The sequence below is a fragment of the Rhodococcus sp. 14-2496-1d genome, from assembly GCF_002259365.1.
Lineage (GTDB): Bacteria > Actinomycetota > Actinomycetes > Mycobacteriales > Mycobacteriaceae > Rhodococcoides.
In genome coordinates, this window is the sequence record NZ_NPFV01000003.1 from 24,788 (window position 1) to 47,810 (window position 23,023).

The window sequence follows — 23,023 nt, forward strand, 5'->3', positions numbered from 1 at the left end:
CAGGGGTATCCCTGATGTGTTCGGTGGTCGTGGCGGAGACGATGGTTGGCATGAGCAACGTGACCGTCTCGGATCAACTTCAGCAGATGTGGCGCACCCGTCCGCACCGCTTGCCGCAACGCGGGCATGTGGCGGGTGTTGCGGCCGGTATCGGCTATCGCTACGACGTCGACCCCGTTCTGATTCGGATCGCGTTCGTCGTCTCCACCTTGTTCGGCGGTACCGGCATCGTGCTGTATCTGGCGGCGTGGCTGGTGCTCAGCCGCGCCGGTGACACGGCGTCGGGTGCGGAGTCGCTCGTCGGGCGTGGCAACAGCTCCGATTCGACGACCAAGATGGTGGTCGTGGCGGTGGCGTTGGTCATCGCGGTGTCGACGATCGGCCCTGTGGGTGTCGGACTCGGGGGTTCGGGGCTGATCTCTCTGGTGGCGATGCTCGGTGGACTGTGGTTGCTGCACCAACGGTGCCCGGAGCCGCCGCCGTACATGCGGACGGCGGAGTTCTCCCGTAACCGCTACGCCCCCATGCCTTTCGGCTCCAACACGTCGGCAGAACAGTGGACGGCCGCGCAGTATCGTCCGCCGCAGTTCCAGTACGAGCGATACACGCCGTACACGACTCTGCCGAAGAGCTACGTTCCGACTCCGAAGACCGTCGAGCACTCCGGCTCCGACACCGACACAGACGCGCACACCGTGAACCTGAGCAAGGCAACCGCACCCGTCGAGAAGCCGACCGAGACGCCGACCGACATGCACACCGTGACTCCGCCGTCGTGGGACCCGCTCGGGGTTGCGCCGTTCGCCTGGGATCTTCCCGAACCGACCGGGACATTCCCGCCCGCGGCGATCGAACGGAAGCGTCGATCACGGTGGACGGCAAGCTTTCTCGGCCTGGCCCTGCTCGCTGCCGGCATCACCGCGGCGGTCGGTGCCGCAACCGGTGGCGACTGGGCCTCGCCGGGCCGCGTCGGAGCCGTCGCTCTCGCCGTCGTCTCCGTCGGACTCGTGGTCGGCGCATTCCTGCGCAAGGGCTACGGATTGCTGGTGATCGCGGCACCTCTGGCCGGCTTCGTCGTCCTGGCGTCGGCGGTCGATCCGATGGACATGGGCGAGAGTGCGTCGGGAACCCAGCGCATCGCACCGACCGCCGTTGCCGATCTCGCGGACACCTACGACGTCGGTATGGGTGAACTGGACCTCGACCTCACGGGCCTCGCCCTCACCGAGAACCGCACCGTCGAGATCGACGTGGCGCTGGGCAGTGCGTCGGTGACCGTGCCCGATTCGATGAACGTGATCGTGCAGTGCGAGGCGGCGTTGGGTTCGTGCCCCACCGACACACGGTTCGGCCCGGGAACGAGCAGTGATGATCCGGTACTGACGATCGTCGGCGATCTGGCACTCGGCGAACTGAAAGTGGGGAACCGGTGAAGAAGAACGAGACCGACCGTGTCGTCCGCGACGACGACTCCGCAGGCGAGGATCGCAACTCGAACCGACGCGGCCCCTCGGCACTGCTGCTGCTCGCCGGGCTGGCCACCATGGTCGTCGCGGTCGCAGCACTCATCGGCCAGGGAGCGATAGCGGCACTGGGCGACGTCCAGTTCCGCTGGGTGTTCGTCGTCGTCGCCGTGGTGGTCGGCTTCGCGCTACTGCTGGGCCCCAGCAAGAAGAGCTGAGTCCGCTACTCCCACTCGATGGTGCCCGGCGGCTTGCTCGTGACGTCGAGAACGACTCGGTTGACCTCAGGAACCTCGTTGGTCACCCGAGTGGAGATCGTTTCGAGCACGTCGTAGGGCAAACGAGTCCAGTCCGCCGTCATGGCGTCCTCGCTCGAGACCGGACGCAGCACGATCGGGTGGCCGTAGGTACGGCCGTCGCCCTGCACCCCGACACTGCGTACGTCGGCCAACAGCACCACCGGGCACTGCCAGATCTGCTGATCCAAGCCCGCAACCGTAAGTTCTTCTCGGACAATCGAATCGGCATGACGGAGCGTGTTCAGACGGTCGCGGGTGATCTCACCGACGATGCGAATCGCCAGACCCGGTCCTGGGAACGGCTGCCTGCCGACGATGTCCTCGGGCAATCCCAGTTCTCGTCCGACGGCACGCACCTCGTCCTTGAACAGTGCGCGAAGCGGCTCGACCAGGGCGAACTGCAGATCGTCCGGCAGCCCGCCGACATTGTGGTGGCTCTTGATGTTGGCAGTACCGGACCCGCCGCCGGACTCGACGACATCCGGGTACAACGTGCCTTGCACCAGAAACTCGACCGCGTCGCCGTGCTCGGCGTTCTCGCCCAGCACCTCGGCCACCGCGCCTTCGAAGCTTCGGATGAACTCGCGGCCGATGATCTTGCGCTTCTCCTCGGGGTCCGAGACACCCTCGAGTGCGCCGAGGAAGGTGTCGACTGCATCGACGGTGACCAACTTGGCACCCGTCGCGGCGACGAAATCCTGCTGCACCTGCTCACGCTCGCCGGCGCGCAGTAGTCCGTGGTCGACGAAGACACAGGTCAGACGGTCACCGATCGCCCGCTGCACCAGCGCCGCCGCCACTGCGGAGTCGACGCCGCCCGAGAGGCCACAGATGGCCTTGCCCGTCGGGCCGACCTGCTCCTGCACGGCGTCGACCAGAGCGTCGGCGATGTTGGCTGCAGTCCAGTCCGGCGCAATACCCGCCGTCTCGTGCAGGAATCGGCTGAGCACCTGCTGCCCGTGCGGGGAGTGCAGAACCTCGGGGTGATACTGCACGCCCGCCATACGCTTGCCCTCGTTCTCGAAGGCAGCGACCGGCGCGCCTGCGCTGGTGGCGGTGACGGTGAAGCCCTCCGGGGCCGCGGTGACGGCATCACCGTGACTCATCCAGACCGGCTGCGTGGCGGGCAGACCGTCGTGCAGACGACCGCCGTCCACGCTGAGTTGGGTGCGGCCGTATTCCCGCGTTCCGGTGTGTTCGACGGTTCCGCCGAGGGCCTGGGCCATGGCCTGGAATCCGTAGCAGATGCCGAACACGGGGATGCCGAGGTCGAGGAGCGCGGAATCGAGCTCGGGCGCACCCTCTGCGTAGACGCTGGAGGGTCCGCCGGACAGAACGAGCGCGACAGGGTCCTTCGCCGCGATCTCCTCGGCAGTGGCGGTATGCGAGATCACCTCGGAGTACACATTGGCCTCGCGCACACGGCGGGCGATCAACTGCGCGTACTGGGCGCCGAAATCGACGACGAGAACCGGGCGTGCGTGTGCGGGATCGTGTGCAGAGGAGTCGGTCACCGGGTCAGTCTAGTGGGACTGCCGCAGTGGTCATGCAACACCCGAATGCTCGACGGGCATCGCCGACGAACCCGACCGGATCTCGACGATCGGCAGTCGCAGACCACCCGGAGCATCCACCGGCACGACCGGGGAGTTCGGGGCGATCGGATCGAGGCGCTGGTACGGCAACCCCTGCGCCGGACGGAGATCCAGCTCGCCCTTGTTCGGCCACAGCGCGGCCGAACGCTCGGCCTGCGCGCTGATCGTCAGCGACGGGTTGACTCCGAGATTGGCCGATACGGCAGCGCCGTCGACCACACTGAGCGTCGGGTAGCCGTGGACGCGATGGTAGGGATCGATGACGCCGTGCTCGGGATCCGAGGCGATCGCGCAGCCACCGAGGAAGTGGGCCGTGAGCGGAATGTTGAACAACTCTCCCCACGTACCGCCTGCCACACCACCGATCTTCTTGGCGATGCGTCGGGTGGCGTCGTTGCCCTCCGGGATCCACGTCGGGTTGGGCTCACCGTGCCCCTGCTTGCTCGAGATCTTGCGGCCGAAGGCTCCGCGCTTGGTGAACGTGGTGATCGAGTTGTCCAGGTTCTGCATGACGAGCGCGATGATGGTGCGCTCGCTCCAGTGCCGGACGTTGACGACGCGGACGAACTGAATCGGATGAGCGATCATCGCGAACACGAATTTGAGCCACCGCGGGATCCTTCCGCCGCCGTCGGTCATCAGTGTCTGCAGCATGCCCATCGCGTTCGAGCCCTTGCCGTACCGGACCGGTTCGATGTGTGTGCTGGGACTGGGGTGGAACGAGGACGTGATGGCCACACCGTGCGTGAGATCCATGTTCGGATCGACCGCCAGCTTCGCGGCCCCGACGATCGACTCGGAGTTGGTGCGGGTCAGTTCCCCGAGCGTGTCCGACAGACGGGGCAGCGCACCCGTGTCCTTCATCTTGTGCAGCAGGTTCTGCGTACCCCAGGTGCCCGCAGCGAGAACCACATTGGCCGCACTGTAGGTCTTGCGGCCCTTGCGCAGCCGGGCACCGGTTCGTTCGGTGTCGACGTCCCAGGTCCCGTCGGATCGGGGAACGAGACCGGTGACGGTCGTCATCGGGACGATCTCGGCTCCTGCGCGCTCGGCCAGGCCAAGGTAGTTCTTGAGCAGGGTGTTCTTGGCTCCGTGGCGGCAACCGGTCATGCACTCGCCGCATTCGATGCATCCGGTGCGCTCGGGGCCTGCTCCGCCGAAGTACGGGTCCGGGACCGTCTTGCCCGGTTCTTCGCCGAAGAACACTCCCACCGGTGTCTGGATGAAGGTATCGGCGACACCCATGTCCTCGGCGACCGACTTCATCACCTCGTCGGCGGGGGTCATGTGCGGGTTGCGGACGACACCGAGCATGCGGGTGGCCTGGTCGTAGAACGGGGAGAGCTCACTGCTCCAGTCGGTGATGTGCGCCCACTGCTTGTCCTCGAAGAACGGTGCCTGGGGCTTGTAGAGGGTGTTCGCGTAGTTCAGCGAACCGCCGCCGACTCCGGCACCGGCGAGGATGAGGCAGTCGCGCAGCAGGTGCACCCGCTGGATGCCGTAGAGGCCGAGCTTCGGTGCCCACAGGAAGCGCTTGAGATCCCAGCTGTTCTTCGCGAAGTCCTTGTCCTCGAAGCGTTGTCCGGCTTCCAGGATGCCGACGCGGTATCCCTTCTCCACCAACCGAAGCGCGGTGACGCTTCCGCCGAAGCCCGAACCGACGATCAAGACGTCGTAATCCGTTGCGCGAACAGCTGAACCCATGGTGACCTCCGCTACATCCGATGCTGTCGAACAGTATGCACACCCCCATGTGACTACCGCCACAACCGATTCTAGCTGTTACGAGAGGTATCACCAACACAGGGTCGGCTTACGTGGACGACATGCAGCAGAAAGGGCGCGCACCCCTGAGTGAAAGGAGTACGCGCCCTGTCGGAGCAGTGTCGATCAAGCCCTGACGTTCAGGCCCACCTTCTGGAATTCCTTGAGATCGGAGTACCCGGACTTCGCCATCGACCGACGCAGCCCGCCGACGAGGTTGATCGAGCCGTACGACTCACGCGACGGTCCGTTGAGCACCTGATCCAGGCTCGGCCGCTCCCCCGCCGACATCGGCAGCAGCGCCCCGCGCGGCATGGACGGATGCGCCGCGGCCGACGGCCAGTACCAACCTCCGCCGGGAGCCTCCGCGGCGACGGCAAGCGGAGCACCGAGAACCGCAGCATCGGCCCCACAGGCGATGGCCTTGGCGAGGGCACCGGAGGTGGTGATGTCGCCGTCGGCGATGACGTGCACGTAGCGCCCGCCGGTTTCGTCCAGGTAGTCCCGACGTGCCGCGGCCGCATCGGCGATGGCGGTGGCCATCGGAACGCCGATGCCGAGCACCTCACCGGTGGTCGTGCCACCTTCGACCGAGCCGTATCCGACGATGACGCCTGCAGCGCCGGTGCGCATCAGGTGCAGCGCGGTGCGGTGATCGCTCACGCCGCCTGCGATGACGGGAACATCCAGCTCCGCGATGAAGGTCTTGAGGTTCAGCGGCTCGTCCTCACCGTGAGCCACGTGCTCGGCGGAGATGATCGTGCCCTGGATGACCAGCAGATCGAGACCCGACGCCACCAGGGCGGGGGTGAGCGAGCGAGCGTTCTGCGGGCTCACCCGAACGGCGACGGTCACCCCGGAGTCACGGACCTGACCGACGGCCGCGGCCAGCAGATCCGGCCGAAGCGGTGCCGCGTGCAGTTCCTGCAGGAAGGCGATAGGTGCGTCCGGATCGAGATCGGTCTCGGCGATGTGGATCAGCTGATCGAGCTTCGCCTGCACGTCCGCGTGGCGCGCCCACAGTCCTTCACCGTTGATGACACCCAGCCCACCCTGGCGACCCAGCTCGATCGCGAACTCGGGCGAGACCAGAGCATCGGTCGGATGCGCCAGAACGGGAATGTCGAAGCGGTACGCGTCGAGCTGCCATGCCGTCGACACCTCCTTCGACGACCGGGTACGACGGGACGGCACGATATCGATGTCGTCCAGCTGGTAGGTGCGGCGGGCTTCTCTGCCCATGCCGATTTCAACGAGGTCGCGCACGCGCGCACCTTTCTACTTCGAGAGCGAATCGAATCGGCCGAGGAAGGGCCGAGGCGACTATCGGGTGGTGTAGTTCGGGGCCTCTGCGGTCATCGTGATGTCGTGCGGGTGGCTCTCCTTGAGCCCGGCCGCAGTGATCTGCACGAACTGAGCCTTCTGCAGGTCCTCGATCGAGGTGGAACCGGTGTACCCCATCGCGGCGCGCAGACCACCGGTGAGCTGGTGGATGACCTGGGTCAACGGTCCGCGGTACGGGACGCGACCTTCGATGCCCTCGGGCACCAATTTGTCCTCGGCCAGCACGTCGTCCTGGAAGTAGCGGTCCTTGGAGAACGACTTCGCTCCCCCTCGCCCCTGCATCGCGCCGAGCGAACCCATGCCGCGGTAGCTCTTGAACTGCTTGCCGCCCACCAGAATCAGCTCGCCCGGCGACTCTGCGGTTCCGGCCAGCAACGATCCGAGCATGGCGGTCGACGCACCCGCAGCGAGCGCCTTGGCGATGTCGCCGGAGAACTGCAGACCGCCGTCGGCGATGACCGGCACACCGTGCGGCTTGCACGCCGCGACGGCTTCGAGGATGGCGGTGATCTGCGGAGCGCCGACGCCTGCGACAACGCGGGTGGTGCAGATCGATCCCGGCCCGACGCCGACCTTGACCGCGTCCGCACCCGCCTCGACGAGGGCGAGTGCGCCCGCTCGGGTGGCCACGTTGCCGCCGACGACCTGTACGCGGTCGCCCACCTCGGCCTTGAGTTTGCTGACCATCTCGAGTACCTGCGAATTGTGGCCGTGCGCGGTGTCGACGATGATGACGTCCACCCCGGCGTCGGTCAGAGCCATCGATCGAGCCCAGGCGTCCTGCCCGACGCCCACCGCGGCACCGACCAGCAGGCGACCGTCACGGTCCTTGGTGGCATCGGGGTGCTGCTCGGTCTTGACGAAGTCCTTCACGGTGATCAGGCCGGTGAGCGCGCCCTTGCCGTCCACGATCGGCAGCTTCTCGATCTTGTGGCGACGCAGCAGACCGAGCGCCGCTTCCGCGGTGACGCCCTCCTGCGCGGTGATCAACGGTGCCTTGGTCATGACGTCGGCGACGCGGCGGTTCTGATCGACCTCGAACCGCATGTCGCGGTTGGTGATGATGCCGACCAGCGCGCCGGTCTCGTCGGTGACGGGAAGACCGGAGATCCGGAAGCGCGCACACATGGCGTCGACCTCGGCCAACGAGTCGGTGGGCTTGCAGGTGACGGGGTCGGTGACCATCCCGGCCTCCGAGCGCTTGACCGTCTCGACCTGGGACGCCTGATCCTGCAGCGACAGGTTGCGGTGCAGTACGCCCATACCGCCGGCGCGGGCCATGGCGATGGCCATCCGCGCCTCGGTGACGGTGTCCATGGCGGAGCTGACCAGCGGTACCCGCAGGCGGATCTCGCGGGTGATCTGGCTGGAGGTGTCGACCGAGCTGGGAATCAGATCCGAAGCGGCCGGCAGCAGCAGGACGTCGTCGAACGTGAGGCCGAGCATCGCGACCTTGTTGGGATCGTCGCCGCCTGTGCGGACGTGGGCTCCGGGACTACTCATACGAATCTGGCCCTCCCTAGAGCCTGGTTGCACTTCGGCGCGGCGTGCGGCCGGTGAGAGCTCGCAGGCGCACCGCAATGCGGTGTTGGAGAACGGATGGAGTTTCGGCACTTGCACTCATCTGTTCAGCGCCGTGAACCATGGTATCGGCTAGGGCACAACCAGTGCGAATGCCTCCCGCTGTGAGTGGCTTCGAGCACCGAAATCGCAGTCCGCAGCATTGTCGGCGGCGGTCGCGTCCGGCATGTCGCATTCGAACAGCTGGCGCAGACCCACAAGTCCTGCGTACCGTGGAGGTGTGCGCGATCAACTGCCTCCCGGTCTACCCCCGGATCCGTTCGCCGGAGACCCAGCCGACCCGTCGGCCGCCCTCGACGCCATCGAGCCCGGCCAACCCCTCGATCCTCAGGAGCGGCTCGCCGTCGAGGAAGACCTGGCGGACCTGGCTGTCTACGAGGCACTGCTCGGCCACCGCGGCATCCGCGGACTGGTCGTGTGCTGCGAGGACTGCCAGCAGGACCACTACCACGACTGGGACATGTTGCGGGCGAACCTTCTGCAGCTTCTGGTCGACGGAACCGTCCGTCCGCACGAGCCCGCCTACGACCCCGTCCCCGACGCCTACGTGACCTGGGATTACTGCCGCGGGTTCGCCGACGCTTCGATGAACGACGCGTTGCACGGCGACGGATTCGACAGCTGACCCTTTCCGCATCTTCACACGAAGAAGCCCGACACGATCATCGTGTCGGGCTTCTTCGTCGTTCGGTGGGGAATCGAAACCCGGTCAGCTGCCGCCGGACGGAACCGACATGCGGTCGCGGTTCTCCGACGAACTGCCTCCAGCGGTCGCTGTCGGCTGATCGGGCTCCTGTACCACCGTCGGCGTGACATCGGTGGTCGTCGTCGGACTCGGGGTCGTCGTGGTGGGCGGAACCACGGGTGTCGTCGTCGGAGCCGGAGTGATCGGCACACCCGTGGTGTCGGGTGCGACCTGATCCACCGGAGCCTGTGGCAACACGACCTCCGAGCTGGGCACCGGAGCCGGGATCACATCGGCAGGCGGCGGGACGGGCGCGGGGAGCGTCAGAGCCTGCAGTTCCTGCAGCAGACGCGCCAGCCACTGATCGAGCTCGGCTCGCTGCGCGTCGTCGAGCACAGCGGAACTGCTGTTCGACGCACCGTCGAGCAGTGCGCGAGCGGCAGTGGTGTCCCCGGAGGACAGAAGATTTTCCGCCTCCTGCAGTTTGGACGTCGTATCGATCTGCGCCACGGTCGAATCGGCCTGCTCGGAGAAGACGACCGACTTGACGCTCCACAGCGGATCGTCCGGTGTCGAGTTGTACGAGATGACCACCAGGCCACCCATCACGACGGCGATCGCGGCTGCGGCTCCGGCGATGGGACGCAACAAACGCATCCGTCCACCGCGGTTGGCCGAGCTCGAGCGAGCCATGTCGGCGGCGAGCTTCTCGCGTTCGACCGAGGCGACGACCACGTCGAGGGAGGGTCCGGCCGGCATCGCCGGCGTGACCACGTCTGCTCGCCAATTGGCCAACAGTAGGGCGAGTTGGTACTCGTCTGCGTCATCGGTGGCAATCGGTCCGTCACCACTGATCGCGTCGATGAACGCATCGTCACGACGTACGGCGACGAGGTCCACTGGACCACCGTCTGCGCCGATGTCGGCATAGGGATCGTTCTGCTTCGGTCCAGTGGAGTTCACGTGCTCACCGATACGCGAGATTCCGCGACGCGGGGTCTCACCGGGGCCACCGTGACCATTGTCCCTAGCCATACATTTCACCTGCTCTCACAACTTCGTTCTTCAGTTTTGCGATAGCTCGGTGCTGAGCCACGCGGATAGCGCCTGCAGTGCTGCCGACGGCGGCTGCTGTTTCCTCGGCCGACAATCCGACTATCAGTCGGAGCACCAGAATCTCGCGGTGCTTGGCGGGCAAGGTGTCCAGCAGTGCAGTCATCTGTCGACTCGACTCGGATTCGAGAGCGCGTTGCTCCGGTCCGTGCTCCATCGACACGACATCTGGTACTTCGGCGGCCGGGTCCGATTTGTTACGCGAGGCGCTGCGATGGGCGTCGGCGACCTTGTGAGCCGCGATGCCGTACACGAATGCCATGAACGGACGACCTTGGTCCTGGTATCGCGGCAAGGCGGTCATGACTGCCAAACAGACCTCCTGCGCCACGTCGTCGGCCGAAAGCTGACCGCGTTCGGCCGAACCGACCCGTGCCCGGCAGTACCGAACGACGAGTGGTCGGATGAACTCCAAGACCCGGGACAGAGCCAGTCGATCGCCTTGCGCTGCGGCAACGACGAAAGAGTCAAGCTCCTCACCCGCACTGTTCATCGTCGACAAATTTCCCCGCGTTACAGGTACGCACCCGCCTGGGAGCGCTTCCACGTGGTGGTGGAACGAGACCAAGGATAGCGACACCACCCGGTCACAACCGAACCAATCGGTCCGACTCCGACCCAGGTCCTGGTCAACCGACCGTCGAACCACCCAGGCGATCGATGGCGGCAGCCAAGTCGCCGGAGGCGATCATCCCGGCATCGACCCCGCCTGTTCCCTCGCAGAGCATCGTGGCGGCCCAGCGCAGGGGTAGCAGACCTGCCATCTCCGCAGCACAGGCCACCTGGACGGCCGACTCACGGGCACGGGAGGTCTCACCGGCACAGCTCAGTGCGGCCGCAACCACCAGGTCGGTCTTGACGATGTGCCGTAACGAATCGGCATCGTTGGCGAGAGCTCGAGCGGCCTCGGCGTGTCGGACTGCCTCGGGTCCGTCGCCGCGCATCATCGCCAACTCGGCCGCCACCCACGCCGCCCGCAGTGCCGGGCGCCACGATCCCCGACCGACGTGGCCGTGCCGCTGGCCCGCACTGCGGGCCAGGAGGGTGTCCGCGAGGTGAAACCGTCCGCTTCCCAATGCATCTGCGGCCAGGCCGGTCAGCGCATCGCTACGGGCCTGAACGGAGTCCTCGGATTCCGACGGCCCTACGAGACCGACGAGAATGACAGCCATGCCGTCGAATCGGCGGGCTCGCTCGTGTTCGCCCACCTGACGCAGCCACGACGCTCTGGTCGAGGCGTGCAGCGACCGAAGTTCCGGGCCACGGGGCCGATGCCTCCGAAGCTCGATTTCGGCGGCGCTGTATCGACCCTGGCCCGCCAACGCGACACTGCGAAACCAGCTCTCTCGCGAATCGGTGGCGGCCGGGAGCGGAAATCGGCCGGGGTTGCTGCCGAAGGCAGCGTCGAAGAGTTCGGACTGCGTCGCGGTGAACAGCGAGCTCTGCTCTGATGGCACGGACGCAAGGGTAGGGCCTGAGCCTGCGCCGAACCGCGCCCGAGTCCTACCGATTCGTGGCGACGTTATTACGTGGGGCGAATTCGCTATCGGACCGAAAGGGGCATCGGCGCATCGTTTCCTGTGCGCAGAAAGCAGTTTTCAAGGAATTAACAATGTGAACACGGGCCGATTCGAAGACGAGAATCTGAACGCTGTGTGGCGAATAGGTTAATCGGCACACTCGATCGCACATTCGGCTCACGACGCACAGCCTGCCGAATCCGCGCCCACTCGAACGTCGCCCCGCGATCCACGCGATCGTCTCGGACACTCCGTGCGGGCTCGGTCGAGGGAACCGACGTCGAGCCCGAGGTGTTGATCCGGACTACGCTCGGCACCACCGACACTGCTGTGATCAGCAGAAATACCGACAACAAGGTTCGGTCGGATCCAGCTGGAGTCTCGTCGAACCGCCGCGGGACGTCTGCGTCGGAGCGCACCGCATCGGCAGCCGCACAGCCTGTGCACTCTCATCGTCTCGCGTGTCGGCGGATTCTTCAACAGGAAGGACACGCATGCGGGTGAGTCGAAGTAAATATCGCCCGTGTTAATTCTTTGCCCCATAACTATGCATTTGCCCACGACAGAGAACTATTGACTCGATTTCGTCGATCCACATAACGTTGTCGACATTCGGATCACGAATCCGAGAAGCCACACCACCCTAGGAGTTTCCATGCCGCAGCCGAATCACCTCCCTGGGCCGAACGCCGACATTTGGGATTGGCAGATGCACGGCCTGTGCCGTGGCGTCGATTCGTCCATGTTCTTCCACCCGGACGGCGAGCGGGGCCGGGCACGAGCACAGCGCGAGATGCGAGCCAAGGAAATGTGCCGCAGCTGCCCCGTACTCGCTCAATGCCGTACACACGCTCTCAACGTCAGCGAGCCCTACGGGATCTGGGGCGGGATGTCCGAGACCGAGCGGGAACTGCACGCTCGTCACAATCGCCGCCGCATCGCGGTGTAGTCACCCCAACACGAGAAAGCCCCCCAACCCGTTCGGGTTGGGGGGCTTTCTCGTGTCACCGAATTTCAGTGAGCGTGTCCGTGTCCGGCAGCAGGCTCGGAAGCCTCTTCCGGCTTCTCCACGATCGCACTCTCGGTCGTCAGGATCATGCGTGCAACCGACGCGGCGTTGACCACTGCGGAGCGGGTCACCTTGACCGGATCGACGACGCCGTCGGCCAGCAGGTCGCCGTACGTCAGCGTCGCGGCGTTGAATCCGTGGCCCTTCGGCAGTTCTGCCACCTTGCTGACGACGACGGAACCGTCGATGCCCGCGTTGGAGGCGATCCAGAACAGCGGTGCGTTGAGCGCGGTGCGCACCACGGCCACACCGGTGGCTTCGTCACCGGTCAGGCCCAGGTCGTCGGCCAGAGCCAACGCTGCCTGAGTCAGAGCCGAGCCGCCGCCGGGGACGATTCCCTCTTCGACCGCAGCCTTGGCCGCAGCCACGGCGTCGTCGACGCGGAACTTGCGTTCCTTGAGCTCGGTCTCGGTGGCTGCGCCGACCTTGATGACCGCGATGCCGCCCGAGAGCTTCGCCAGACGCTCTTCGAGCTTCTCGCGATCCCACTCCGAATCGGTGCTCTCGATCTCACGACGGAGCTGACCGACGCGCGCATCGATGTCGTCCTGCGTGCCCGCACCGTCGACGATGGTCGTGTCGTCCTTGGTGACGACGACGCGACGAGCGCGACCGAGCAGCTCGAGGCCGGCTTCCTTGAGACTCAGACCCACATCGGCGGTGATGACCTGACCGGCCGTCACGACCGCGAGATCGTCGAGGAATGCCTTGCGGCGATCACCGAAGAACGGTGCCTTGACCGCAACGGCCTTGATCGTCTTGCGGATGGAGTTGACGACCAGCGTCGAGAGAACTTCACCCTCGGTGTCCTCGGCGATGATGAGCAACGGCTTGCCGCTCTCGGCAACCTTCTCCAGCAGAGGCAGAAAGTCCGGAAGCGATGTGATCTTCTCGCGGTACAGCAGGACGTACGCGTCCTCGAGAACTGCTTCCTGCGCGTCGACGTCGGTGACGAAGTACGGCGACAGGTAGCCCTTGTCGAACTGCACGCCTTCGGTGACCGACAGCTCGGTCAGCAGCGTCGAGGACTCCTCGACGGTGACGACGCCGTCTGCGCCGACGCGAGTGAGCGCCTCGCCGACGAGCTCACCGATCTCGGGGTCACGCGAGGACACGGTGGCGACCTGAGCGATCGCCTGCTTGCCCTCGACCGGGGTTGCGGCGGCGAGCAGGGCCTCGGCGACCTTGTCGGCCGCCTTGGAGATGCCGGTACCGAGCGCGATCGGGTTCGCGCCCGCGGCGATGTTCTTCAGACCGCCGCGCACGAGCGCCTGCGCGAGGACCGTCGCGGTGGTGGTTCCGTCGCCTGCGACGTCGTTGGTCTTGGTGGCGACGCTCTTGACCAGCTGCGCGCCGAGGTTCTCGAACGGATCCTCCAGGTCGATCTCACGAGCGATCGAGACACCGTCGTTCGTGACGGTCGGACCGCCGAATGCCTTGGACAGGACGACGTGGCGTCCCCGTGGCCCGAGCGTCACCTTGACTGCGTCGGCCAACTTGTCGACGCCGCGTTCGAGTGCGCGGCGCGCTTCCTCGTTGAATTGGATTTGCTTTGCCATGTTTCGGTGTTACTCCTTCGAGCAAAGAAACTCGATCGAACGCACACCGCCCCGGGACCGACACGAAAATCGGATACCGGGGCGGATGCGTTATGGCCTACTTGGCGATGACAGCCAGCACGTCGCGTGCCGACAGAATCAGGTACTCCTCGCCGGCGTACTTGATCTCGGTGCCGCCGTACTTGCTGTAGATGACGGTGTCACCTTCTTTGACGTCGACCGGGATGCGGTTGCCCTTCTCGGTGACACGGCCTTCGCCCACGGCGACGACGGTGCCCTCCTGGGGCTTCTCCTTGGCTGTGTCGGGGATGACCAGACCGGAGGCGGTCGTCGTCTCGGCCTCGTTGGCCTGGACGAGGATCTTGTCCTCGAGCGGCTTGATTTTCACGCTCGCCACGTTGAGCCCTCCAAAGTTATGGGGTACGCGCCCGGGGTCGGATCCCCGGACAGCTGTGTGTATGTACTTCTCGTGCGGTTCTGACAATCACGGCCTGAACTCGTTCCCGTCGTCGCGGGTGCCGGGACTTCGCTCGGTGCCAACTAGCACTCTATACACGAGAGTGCCAGCACTCAAGGGCTGGGTTCGCCAGGTTCGCGGCGCGGTGGTCGCACGGGTGGGCACGAGGGCGATCGCCCACCGCTTCGCGCAACCACGCACATCCGACGACTGCTGAATCGGGGCCCGAAACGCCGAACACCCACGTCGTTTCTCGCTGTTTTCCCGGACTCCGTGAAGTCTCCGAAAGGCCAGGTAGGAGGCCATGAACAGTCATCGGGTAACGGACCGAGCGGCCTATTACACTCGCGCCGGAGCCCGAAGTAACGTTACGATAACGGAGCTGTACGAACGATAACGATCGGCAGCTGTGCCGCGACAAGGCACTCAGGGCAGTCGATTTCCGACAGATACACAGGGGCGGGAGGTGAAGCATGCGGGTAGGAGTGGGCATATCCACCGGATCCGAGGTCGTGTGCGCAGCCCTCGTCACCGTCGACACCGACGGTTCTCGCACGGTCGAGTACCGAACGGTCTCGGCCGACCGTCAAGCCAACACCGACATCGGCGATCTGGTCACCTCGGCCATAGAACTCATGGCCTCCCTGATCCCCGGCCACCGGTCCCCCGACGCGATCGCCGTCACCTACCGCACGGAGGAGCACGCTGCGGGCATTCGCGCGGCGCTGGCCCACACCACTCGTGACGTTCGACTGGTGCCGGAGTCCGCAGCCGCGTCCGCGCATCTGGCGACCACCGGCCTGATCGACCGGTACGACACGATCGCGCTGGTCGATCTCGGAGCCTCGGGCATGTCGGTCACCGTCACCGATCGGACCGCCGAGACGGTACTGGCGCACGGCCGGTCGGACGCCGTCGCCGGCGACGCACTCGACGTGCTCGTCAAGAACCTCGTGCAGGACATGACCCGTGACAATCTTCGGGACGACATCCGCGACAACCGAGGAATCGGCTCCGCGAGGTACCGATCGATCAAGGAACGCCTCTCCCAGGAGGACGAGGTCCGCATCGAGCGTTACAGCGGAATCCCGCTGACGGTCACCCGTGACGCGTTCGAAGCCGCCGTGACCCCGATCTTCGACACCGCCGCTCGGTTCGTCCGGCGGGTGTTCGACGAGAGCACTCACGAACCCGAGGTCATCGTGCTGATCGGCGGAGGGGCGCACATTCCCCTGCTCGCGTCCACGCTCACCGACATGTTCCACGCCCCGGTCGTTCGACTGCCGGAACCCGACGCCGTTCTTGCCGTCGGCGCTGCTGCCGTCGCCGCATCGGCCGTCGGTGGTGGGTACCAACTCGTCTCGGCCACGCACAACACCGCGAGCCGGATGAGCCGATACTCCGGTGCGATCGCGGCTGCCGTCGTCGCGGGCGGACTGGTACTCGCCTACGGTGTGCAGACGATGGCACCGGCCGAAGATCCCAACGTCTCACCGGCCGGAAGTACCGCCCGCGACGCGACCGAATCGAGCGACGCCGGTACGCCGGTCACCGAGGGCTGGTCCCCCGACGAGAACCTCCCCACCGCTGGGCTCGCCCCGGGCGATCGGTCCGACCCGACGGCAACCTCCGTCGACGGCGACGGATCGTCGGCTCGGTTCACGACCACCGCTGCGCCGACCAGCACCCCGACGCTGCGGCCGGCCCCCGATCTCCCGCAGATCGAATGGCCGATCGATCCCACGTCGAATCCTGCGTCCCCGGATGTCACCACCGCAGTTCCGATCGAACCGCCGACCTCGGTCACCACGATTCCGGGTGGGCCTTCCGAACCGATCGAGTCTTCGGACCCGAGCGATACGACCGAGATCGTGCCGGTACCGACGACCGAGGTCACGCCGGTGCCGACCGAGTCGATCGGCGCGCCGACCACCGATGTCAGCGGTTCGGAGCCCACGCCGGAACTGACGGCACCACCGACGGTGTGGTCACCGCCTGCACCGGCCCCCTCGAGTGAGCCTCTGTCCGCGGCCGTGCCGTCGACAACCCGTTCGTCCGAGACCACCGCCGCGTCCACGCAGGCCCCTCAGCCGGGCACCTGACTGATCGCGACCGACAGGCCGGGATCGGTCACTGCGGTCAAGGCCGAAGGCTGTGCTCCGCCCGCGACCAGGTGCGCGCCCAGTGCCGCGATCATCACCCCGTTGTCGGTACACAGTCGCGGCTTCGGAATTCTGAGCGTCAAACCTTGCTCGGCACAACGGCTTTCGATCAGCGAACGGATGCGAGAGTTGGCGGTGGCACCCCCACCCAGAACTATCGTGTCGACGTCGACGTCGGTCGCCGCACGGACGGCCTTCATCGTCAGGACATCGGCGACGGATTCCTGGAAGGACGCGGCGATGTCCGCGACCGGAATCGGATCTCCCGCGCGCTGCCGGGCCTCGACGAACCGGGCGACAGCCGTCTTGACCCCGGAGAACGAGAAGTCGTAGCGGGCGTCGCGTGGGCCGGTCATTCCTCGGGGAAACGCGATCGCGGCCGGATCACCTTCGCGCGCAGCATCATCGAGGGCCGGACCACCCGGATAGCCCAATCCCAGCAGTCGTGCAACCTTGTCGAAGGCCTCCCCGGCTGCGTCGTCGACGGTGGTCCCGAGCTCGGCGATCGGCCGAGACAGATCGTCCACGTGCAGCAGATGAGTGTGACCACCCGAGACCAACAGTGCCACGCACGACGGCATCGGCCCGTGCTCGAGCGTGTCGACCGCGACGTGCCCACCGAGGTGGTTCACCGCGTAGAAGGGCACACCCCAGGCCGCGGCGTAGGCCTTGGCGGCGGCAACCCCGACCAGCAAGGCCCCTGCCAACCCCGGTCCGATCGTCACCGCGACGGCGTCGGGACGCTCGATGTCCGCGGCTGCCAGAGCCCGCCGCATGGTCGGCACGATGGCCTCGAGGTGCGCGCGCGACGCCACCTCGGGCACCACTCCGCCGTACCGCGCGTGTTCGTCGACACTCGAGGCCACCTCGTCGGCCATCAGTTCGCACGTGCCTGCCCCGCCCCACCGGACGATCCCGACTCCTGTTTCGTCGCAGGAACTTTCGATACCCATGACGATCATCGGGCCGGTCCTTCCGTCTTCTCGAACCGACGCATGGTGAAGGCATCGGCCCCGCTCGGTTGGTAGTACTTCGCCCTGGTGCCCACGATCTCGAACCCTTCGCGTCGGTACAACTCGATGGCAGGCTCGTTGTCGGTGCGGACCTCGAGAAAGACCGGCCCACCGTGCTCGTCGGCCACGCGCAGCAGTTCGTCGAGCAGTCGCCCGCCGATTCCTCTGCGGTGATGCGCCGGATCGACACCGATGGTGTGCACCTCGGACTCTCCGACGACGAACGCTCCGCGGCTCGGCTGCCCCAACAGAGAGATGCCTGCGTAGCCGACGACCTCACCGTTCTCCCGCGCCGTGACGTAATGATTGTGTGGTGCCGCCAGTTCCGCGATGAACGCATCCTCGGCCCACGGGTCGTCACCCGGGAACAGCACGGTCTCGAGGTACGCGCACCGAGCAGCGTCCGCCGCCGTCATCGACTCGATCGACACCGTCACTTCGCAGCCTTCGCTGCGGCGCGCTCGTCGAGCGTCTTGGCGTCGGGGCGGCGCAGGTACAACGGGACGAGCGGGCCCGGGACGATACCGCTGCCGATATCGGCGGCAGCAACCGCAACCAATCCGGCTGCGGACGGCGCCTGCACATCACGAATCGGAAGTTCGAATGCCGCAGCATGCGGGGCCGATCCAGCGACCGCGTCGACTCCGAGACTATCGAGCTCGGCCGGGGCGACAACGTCGGGTCCCGCCACCCGCACGCCGGCTTCGTAACGCGCCCAGTAGATTTCGCGTCGGCGCGCATCGGTCACCACCAGAAGCGACCCGGGCTCGGAGACATCTGCGGCGATGGCGTCGAGACTGCACACGCCGTATACCGGAAGACCGAGTGCGTCCCCGAACGCCGCAGCCGTCGCCATTCCCACCCGTAGGCCGGTGTAGGGCCCGGGGCCCACGCCCACGACGACGGCACCCAGTTCGGCTGCGGTGATGTCGGCCTCGGCCAGGCACTCGACGATGTTGGGCGTCAGGATTTCAGCGTGCGATCGCGCGTCCACTCGAACCCGGGTGGCGAGCGTCGTGGTCGCTGCACCGGCCGTGGACTCGGTCAGGCTCACCACACCTGCGGTGACGGCGGGGGTCGAGGTGTCGACGGCAAGTACAAGCACGATATTTCAGATTACCCGTCACCGGGGATTCGGCCGCACACCCGGTACCCGGTCAGGATCGATCTCGCGGATCCGCCCGGCCGGGCACCCGACTCACCGTCGCGCGGCGAACATCGGAGTCCGGATCACGCGTCAGACGAACCGACACATGGCCGTCCGTCAGCTTCTCGACCAATCCCTCGCCCCACTCGACCACGACGACGGCGTCGGTGAGGTCGGTATCGAGGTCGAGTGCATCGAGTTCGTCGACGGCCGACTGCCCCGTCATCCCGAGCCGATAAGCATCGACGTGGACCAGCGCAACCGGCGGTAGCCCACGGGGCCGTGGGCCGGGCCGATGCTCTCGCGCGATGACGAACGTCGGCGAGGTGACGCGGCCCTGCACACCGAGTCCGGCCGCGATCCCCTTGGTCATGGCGGTCTTTCCGGCCCCGAGCGGGCCGTCGAGGATCACCAGATCGCCTGCGACCAGAACGTCCGCCAGTCGCGCACCGAACTCGGCGGTGTCTGCGGCAGTGACCAATTCGACGTCCACCGGCAAGGTCAGCGGCTCGTCAGACAACGCCCCACCGTCGCTTCTTGCCCGCGGCCTCCGTCGCCCGTGCCACGAGCCGCTGTATCGCGCCGTTGACCTGTTCGGGGAATTCGAGTTGAACCAGGTGCCCACCCTGGCGCACCCGCACCATCTCCGAACGCGGCAGGGCCTGAGCGAGAGCCTCCGAGCTGGCGAACGGAATGATCCAATCCTCGTCCCCGCACACCACCGACACCGGAATGTTCTCGAATTCCAGCAGCGCTTCGGACTCGTCGTGCAACTCGAGCGTCTCGAGGAAGTTGACGATCGTGACGACGGAGGTGTCGTCGATCATCGACTGCGAGAACGCCACCAACCGCGGCGAGACCCGGGTGCCGTACGACGCCGCGCGCAGGACCGGCGAGATGAGCGCACGTACCGCGCCGCGGCCGAACTGCACCAGGCCCGGTGACGTCCGCACTGCCGCGCGGAACGCATCGACCGCCGGGTTCTGCAGACTACGACCCACCCCGGACTGCGCGAGACCGGCAGCAGTCGTCGAGATCAGGACCGCTCCGATGACTCGCTGCCGCAGAACCTCCGACCGTTGCCGCGCCATGGACAGGATCGACATGCCGCCCATCGAGTGCCCGACCAGAACGATGCGTCCGCGTGGTACCACCGAGCGGATCACCGCATCGAGATCGAGGCCGAGCTGGCCGATGGTGCAGCTCTCCGGGCTCGGTACCCCGGAACGCCCGTGACCGCGCTGGTCGTAGAAGACCATGCGCACTGTCGAACCCCACTGCTGTTCGAGCGCCCGCCGTTGGAAATGCCAGGACGACATGCGCAGGCAGTAACCGTGGACGAAGATCACGGTGGTCTCGGCGTCCGCCGGACCCACCTCGCGCACCGCGAGGGGTACACCGTCGTCCGCCGTGACGATGCTGCCCCGGTCTGCGTCCATCAGGTCGAGGTTCTCGGTGGCCAGCGGGTCCTTGTTGGACCGGAACGCCGTCTCGCGCACCACAATTGCAATACTCTCCAGCAATCCGAGCATGATCTAGATCGTCGCCTCCCCTGAGCGAGCGCCGACGAACCGTCGCCGAACACGTCCACGAACGCCGGTCACGACTTCGTAGCTGATGGTCTCGAGCGCGTCTGCCCAATCCTGGGCGTGCGCCTCTCCCCTGTCCCCCGGTCCGAACAGTAACGCTTCGTCGCCGACTGCGACACCCGAGTCACTGCCGCCGAGGTCGACGACGAACTGATCCATGCACACGCGCCCGACGGAGGGATAGCGACGACCTGCGATGGTCACCTCGAACCGCCCGCTGAGGCGGCGGACGACCCCGTCGGCGTATCCGAGAGCGACGAGGGCGACCACGGTGTCGGCGGGAGCGGTCCAGGTGTAGCCGTAGGACACAGATTCACCTTCGCTCACCTTCTTGATGTTCGCCACCTGCGCCGTGAGAGTCATGACAGGGTGCAGTTCGAACGTTCCCAGTTCGGGCACCGGGGACAGGCCGTACAGAGCAATACCCGGGCGGACCATGTCGAAACCGAGATCGGGTCTGGTCAGCGCCGCTGCCGAGTTGGACAGGTGCACGACGGCGGGAGGGGTTCCGCGCCGGGTGGCTCGCCGCACCGCGTCGCGAAGCCGCTCGGCCTGGGCGTCGTTGGCGGGGTGAGCCGGTTCGTCGGAGCAGGCCAGATGCGAGAACATTCCGGTCAATCGCACAGCGCCCTCCGCGACCGCGAGCGCAGTAGCGTCGAGAACGGCGTCGAGATCCGGTTCCGCGACCCCGTTGCGATTGAGCCCGGTATCGATCTTGAGCGAGAGATCAGCGGTGGAACCGACCCTGCGTGCAGCGTCGACCACGGCGTCGAGCTGGGCAGCCGTGGATACCCCGATCCCGACCTGCCCGGCTATCGCCGCTGCGAAATCGGAGTCCGTTCGGTGCAACCACGCCAACACCGGGACGGTCACACCAGCAGCACGGAGCTCGAGGGCCTCACCGATGGTGGTGACGCCGAGCTCCTGCGCCCCCGCGGCGACCGCGGCGCGTGCTACCTCGACGGCACCGTGGTTGTATCCGTCGGCCTTGACGACCGCCATCACGGCGGCGTCCCCGGCGAACTGCTGCAACACGCGGACGTTGTGCGCAACTGCGTCGAGGTCGACGGTCGCGACGGCACCCGAACCCGTCCGAGGATCGGTCTCCTCGTCGCCACAACCGATACTCACAACATTCGATAGTGCCATCCGAGCCGCGGATACGACGGATCAGGGTGCCACAACCCGTGACACATCCGACATCGAACGTGGGCCACGCACGACCGGGGTCACATCGTGAGCGAGCGCACGGTTCGGATGGCGTCGCGGATGGACTCGCACAGTGGGCTCGCAGAAATGGGTGCCGCGAACTCTCCGTCCGACCCGTGAGCCGCACGGGCCGCGGCCAGTGCGTGGACCTTCGCGCCGCAGGCAGCCGCAGTGGACGGTGCCATACCCGACGCGAGCAGGGCCCCGAGGATGCCCGACAGTACGTCGCCCGAGCCCGCGGTCGACGCCGCCGACCCTCCGGCGTCGCTGACGAACGTGGTGCCGTCCGCATCGGCGACGATCGTCGCTCGTCCCTTGAGGAGCACGGTGACGCCCCAGCGCGCGGCGAGATCTCGGACCGATCCCACTCGGTCGGGTGCCGGGTCGGATCCGGTCAGGCGGGCGAACTCCCCGGCATGCGGGGTCAGCAGAGTCGGTGCCGCACGTCCGGCGACCCAGCGCTCGTTGCGGGCGAGGACCGTGAGCGCGTCCGCGTCGACGACGACGGGCAGATCCGTGTCCAGAACTCGACGCACGATCTCCGCCGACTCCTCGTCGGTGCCGAATCCGGGACCGACCACCCACGCCTGCACCTTCCCTGCCGCGTCGAGATTCGGGGCGGACACGACCTCCGGGTAGTGCGAGACAACCTCTGCGCCTGCGGTTCCCACGTAGCGGACCATTCCGGAGGTCGCCGCGACCGCCGCTCCCACACAGAGCAGCGCGGCACCGGGGAACGTGTCGCTGCCGGCCAGAACACCCACAACCCCCTGCGAGTACTTGTCGTCGGTAGCTGCCGGGATCGGCCATATCCGTCCCACGTCGACCGGCTCGAAGGACGTCATCGCCGGAGCCGGCAGCTCCAGGCCGATGTCCACGAGTTCGATTCGGCCGCAACGAGGTACGGCCAGCGCGTGAACCGGCTTGCGCGCACCGAACGTCACCGTCACAGCGGCCGTCACGGCAGGCCCCGGTGCCGCACCGGTCTCCGCGTCGACTCCACTGGGCACGTCCACGGCCACGATCGGAGCAGTGATCTGCTCGACCACCGCAGCAGCATCGGGCCGCAACGGGCCCTTGCCGGAAATGCCCACGATGGCGTCGACCACGAGATCGGCAGGTCCGCACCTGCTCACCACGCGTCCGCCCGACGATCTCAGGGCCGCGAGACCCTCGGGGTGCACCCGCGTCGGATCGAGAAGGAGTGCCGACACCGAGACGCCGCGCCGACGCAGGAACGCCCCTGCCCACAGACCGTCGCCGCCGTTGTCGCCGGTACCGACCAGAATCGTCACCCGCCGCCCCACGACGCCGCCCGTACGCACGGTCAGCTCGCCTGCCACGACCGCGGCCAATCCGTACGCGGCCCGGCGCATCAGCACGCCGTTCGGCAGGGAATCCAGCAGCGGCGCTTCCGCGTTTCGAATCTGCTCGGGTGTGTAGTAGCCGCGCAT

21 protein-coding genes are annotated in these 23,023 nt (G+C 66.6%); 5 read left to right on the forward strand and 16 right to left on the reverse strand.

The annotated features are described in order from the left end of the window. Nucleotides 1-50: 50 nt before the first annotated feature. Nucleotides 51-1,433: a PspC domain-containing protein gene (locus tag CH296_RS00905; protein ID WP_256980288.1), complete on the forward strand. Its 1,383-nt coding sequence runs from the start codon at nt 51-53 to the stop codon at nt 1,431-1,433. Beyond that, the gene (locus CH296_RS00910; protein ID WP_094683806.1) at nt 1,430-1,681 is read left to right on the forward strand and encodes a hypothetical protein; all 252 of its coding nucleotides are present in this window, start codon (nt 1,430-1,432) and stop codon (nt 1,679-1,681) included. The genes CH296_RS00905 and CH296_RS00910 overlap by 4 nt, the downstream gene beginning before the upstream one ends. Nucleotides 1,682-1,686: 5 nt before the next feature. Here CH296_RS00910 and guaA read toward each other — a convergent pair whose 3' ends face one another. The 4 genes from guaA to guaB all read right to left on the reverse strand — a co-directional run bounded on the left by guaA (nt 1,687) and on the right by guaB (nt 7,968). After that, on the reverse strand, nt 1,687-3,276 hold the full coding sequence (gene guaA / locus CH296_RS00915) for a glutamine-hydrolyzing GMP synthase (RefSeq protein ID WP_032397497.1): 1,590 nt from the start codon (nt 3,274-3,276) through the stop codon (nt 1,687-1,689). Nucleotides 3,277-3,306: 30 nt separating this feature from the next. Next, complete coding sequence (locus tag CH296_RS00920) at nt 3,307-5,061, reverse strand: FAD-dependent oxidoreductase (RefSeq protein ID WP_032397498.1); 1,755 nt, start codon at nt 5,059-5,061, stop codon at nt 3,307-3,309. A gap of 186 nt (nt 5,062-5,247) precedes the next feature. Then, a complete protein-coding gene (locus CH296_RS00925) occupies nt 5,248-6,387 on the reverse strand; it encodes a GuaB3 family IMP dehydrogenase-related protein (RefSeq protein ID WP_032397499.1) in 1,140 nt (379 codons plus the stop codon). A 57-nt stretch (nt 6,388-6,444) separates the two neighbouring features. Next, a complete protein-coding gene (gene guaB / locus CH296_RS00930; protein WP_176459332.1) occupies nt 6,445-7,968 on the reverse strand; it encodes an IMP dehydrogenase in 1,524 nt (507 codons plus the stop codon). Between the two features lie 298 nt (nt 7,969-8,266). Here guaB and CH296_RS00935 point away from each other — a divergent pair, with 298 nt between their 5' ends. Then, nucleotides 8,267-8,671, forward strand: a complete 405-nt coding sequence (locus tag CH296_RS00935) for a DUF5319 domain-containing protein (protein WP_032378069.1) — start codon at nt 8,267-8,269, stop codon at nt 8,669-8,671. Between the two features lie 84 nt (nt 8,672-8,755). On the opposite strand, the gene CH296_RS00940 is transcribed toward CH296_RS00935, so the two are convergent. From CH296_RS00940 to CH296_RS00950, 3 genes are all read right to left on the reverse strand, one after another. Next, the gene (locus tag CH296_RS00940; protein WP_052050144.1) at nt 8,756-9,766 is read right to left on the reverse strand and encodes an anti-sigma-D factor RsdA; all 1,011 of its coding nucleotides are present in this window, start codon (nt 9,764-9,766) and stop codon (nt 8,756-8,758) included. Continuing rightward, complete coding sequence (locus tag CH296_RS00945) at nt 9,759-10,337, reverse strand: sigma-70 family RNA polymerase sigma factor (protein WP_032397500.1); 579 nt, start codon at nt 10,335-10,337, stop codon at nt 9,759-9,761. The genes CH296_RS00940 and CH296_RS00945 overlap by 8 nt, the downstream gene beginning before the upstream one ends. 136 nt (nt 10,338-10,473) lie before the next feature. After that, nucleotides 10,474-11,301, reverse strand: a complete 828-nt coding sequence (locus CH296_RS00950) for a hypothetical protein (RefSeq protein WP_052050147.1) — start codon at nt 11,299-11,301, stop codon at nt 10,474-10,476. A 718-nt stretch (nt 11,302-12,019) separates the two neighbouring features. Between CH296_RS00950 and CH296_RS00960 the strand changes: the two genes are divergently transcribed. Further along, a complete protein-coding gene (locus tag CH296_RS00960; protein WP_027496361.1) occupies nt 12,020-12,313 on the forward strand; it encodes a WhiB family transcriptional regulator in 294 nt (97 codons plus the stop codon). Between the two features lie 65 nt (nt 12,314-12,378). On the opposite strand, the gene groL is transcribed toward CH296_RS00960, so the two are convergent. Further along, entirely contained in the window at nt 12,379-13,992 is a 1,614-nt protein-coding gene (groL, locus tag CH296_RS00965) for a chaperonin GroEL (RefSeq protein ID WP_032397502.1), read from the reverse strand. Nucleotides 13,993-14,089: 97 nt separating this feature from the next. Further along, nucleotides 14,090-14,389, reverse strand: a complete 300-nt coding sequence (gene groES / locus CH296_RS00970) for a co-chaperone GroES (protein ID WP_008718149.1) — start codon at nt 14,387-14,389, stop codon at nt 14,090-14,092. Between the two features lie 533 nt (nt 14,390-14,922). Here groES and CH296_RS00975 point away from each other — a divergent pair. Further along, nucleotides 14,923-16,551 carry an Hsp70 family protein gene (locus tag CH296_RS00975; RefSeq protein WP_094683808.1) on the forward strand — a complete coding sequence of 543 codons (1,629 nt, stop codon included), beginning with the start codon at nt 14,923-14,925 and terminating at the stop codon, nt 16,549-16,551. Here the strand turns inward: CH296_RS00975 and tsaD are convergent. The 7 genes from tsaD to CH296_RS01010 form a co-directional block, all read right to left on the reverse strand. Continuing rightward, the gene (gene tsaD, locus CH296_RS00980) at nt 16,536-17,573 is read right to left on the reverse strand and encodes a tRNA (adenosine(37)-N6)-threonylcarbamoyltransferase complex transferase subunit TsaD (RefSeq protein WP_032397503.1); all 1,038 of its coding nucleotides are present in this window, start codon (nt 17,571-17,573) and stop codon (nt 16,536-16,538) included. The genes CH296_RS00975 and tsaD overlap by 16 nt on opposite strands. Beyond that, nucleotides 17,570-18,061 carry a ribosomal protein S18-alanine N-acetyltransferase gene (rimI, locus tag CH296_RS00985; protein ID WP_032397504.1) on the reverse strand — a complete coding sequence of 164 codons (492 nt, stop codon included), beginning with the start codon at nt 18,059-18,061 and terminating at the stop codon, nt 17,570-17,572. Before rimI ends, tsaD begins: the two co-directional genes overlap by 4 nt. After that, nucleotides 18,058-18,729, reverse strand: a complete 672-nt coding sequence (gene tsaB, locus CH296_RS00990; RefSeq protein ID WP_094645369.1) for a tRNA (adenosine(37)-N6)-threonylcarbamoyltransferase complex dimerization subunit type 1 TsaB — start codon at nt 18,727-18,729, stop codon at nt 18,058-18,060. The genes rimI and tsaB overlap by 4 nt, the downstream gene beginning before the upstream one ends. Before the next feature lie 52 nt (nt 18,730-18,781). After that, nucleotides 18,782-19,291 carry a tRNA (adenosine(37)-N6)-threonylcarbamoyltransferase complex ATPase subunit type 1 TsaE gene (gene tsaE / locus CH296_RS00995; protein WP_094645370.1) on the reverse strand — a complete coding sequence of 170 codons (510 nt, stop codon included), beginning with the start codon at nt 19,289-19,291 and terminating at the stop codon, nt 18,782-18,784. Beyond that, the gene (locus tag CH296_RS01000) at nt 19,284-20,303 is read right to left on the reverse strand and encodes an alpha/beta fold hydrolase (RefSeq protein WP_032397507.1); all 1,020 of its coding nucleotides are present in this window, start codon (nt 20,301-20,303) and stop codon (nt 19,284-19,286) included. The genes tsaE and CH296_RS01000 overlap by 8 nt, the downstream gene beginning before the upstream one ends. A gap of 3 nt (nt 20,304-20,306) precedes the next feature. After that, nucleotides 20,307-21,509 (reverse strand): alanine racemase, encoded by a 1,203-nt coding sequence (gene alr, locus CH296_RS01005; RefSeq protein ID WP_094683809.1) that lies wholly within the window; start codon nt 21,507-21,509, stop codon nt 20,307-20,309. Between the two features lie 80 nt (nt 21,510-21,589). Further along, on the reverse strand, nt 21,590-23,023 hold the full coding sequence (locus CH296_RS01010; RefSeq protein ID WP_094683810.1) for an NAD(P)H-hydrate dehydratase: 1,434 nt from the start codon (nt 23,021-23,023) through the stop codon (nt 21,590-21,592).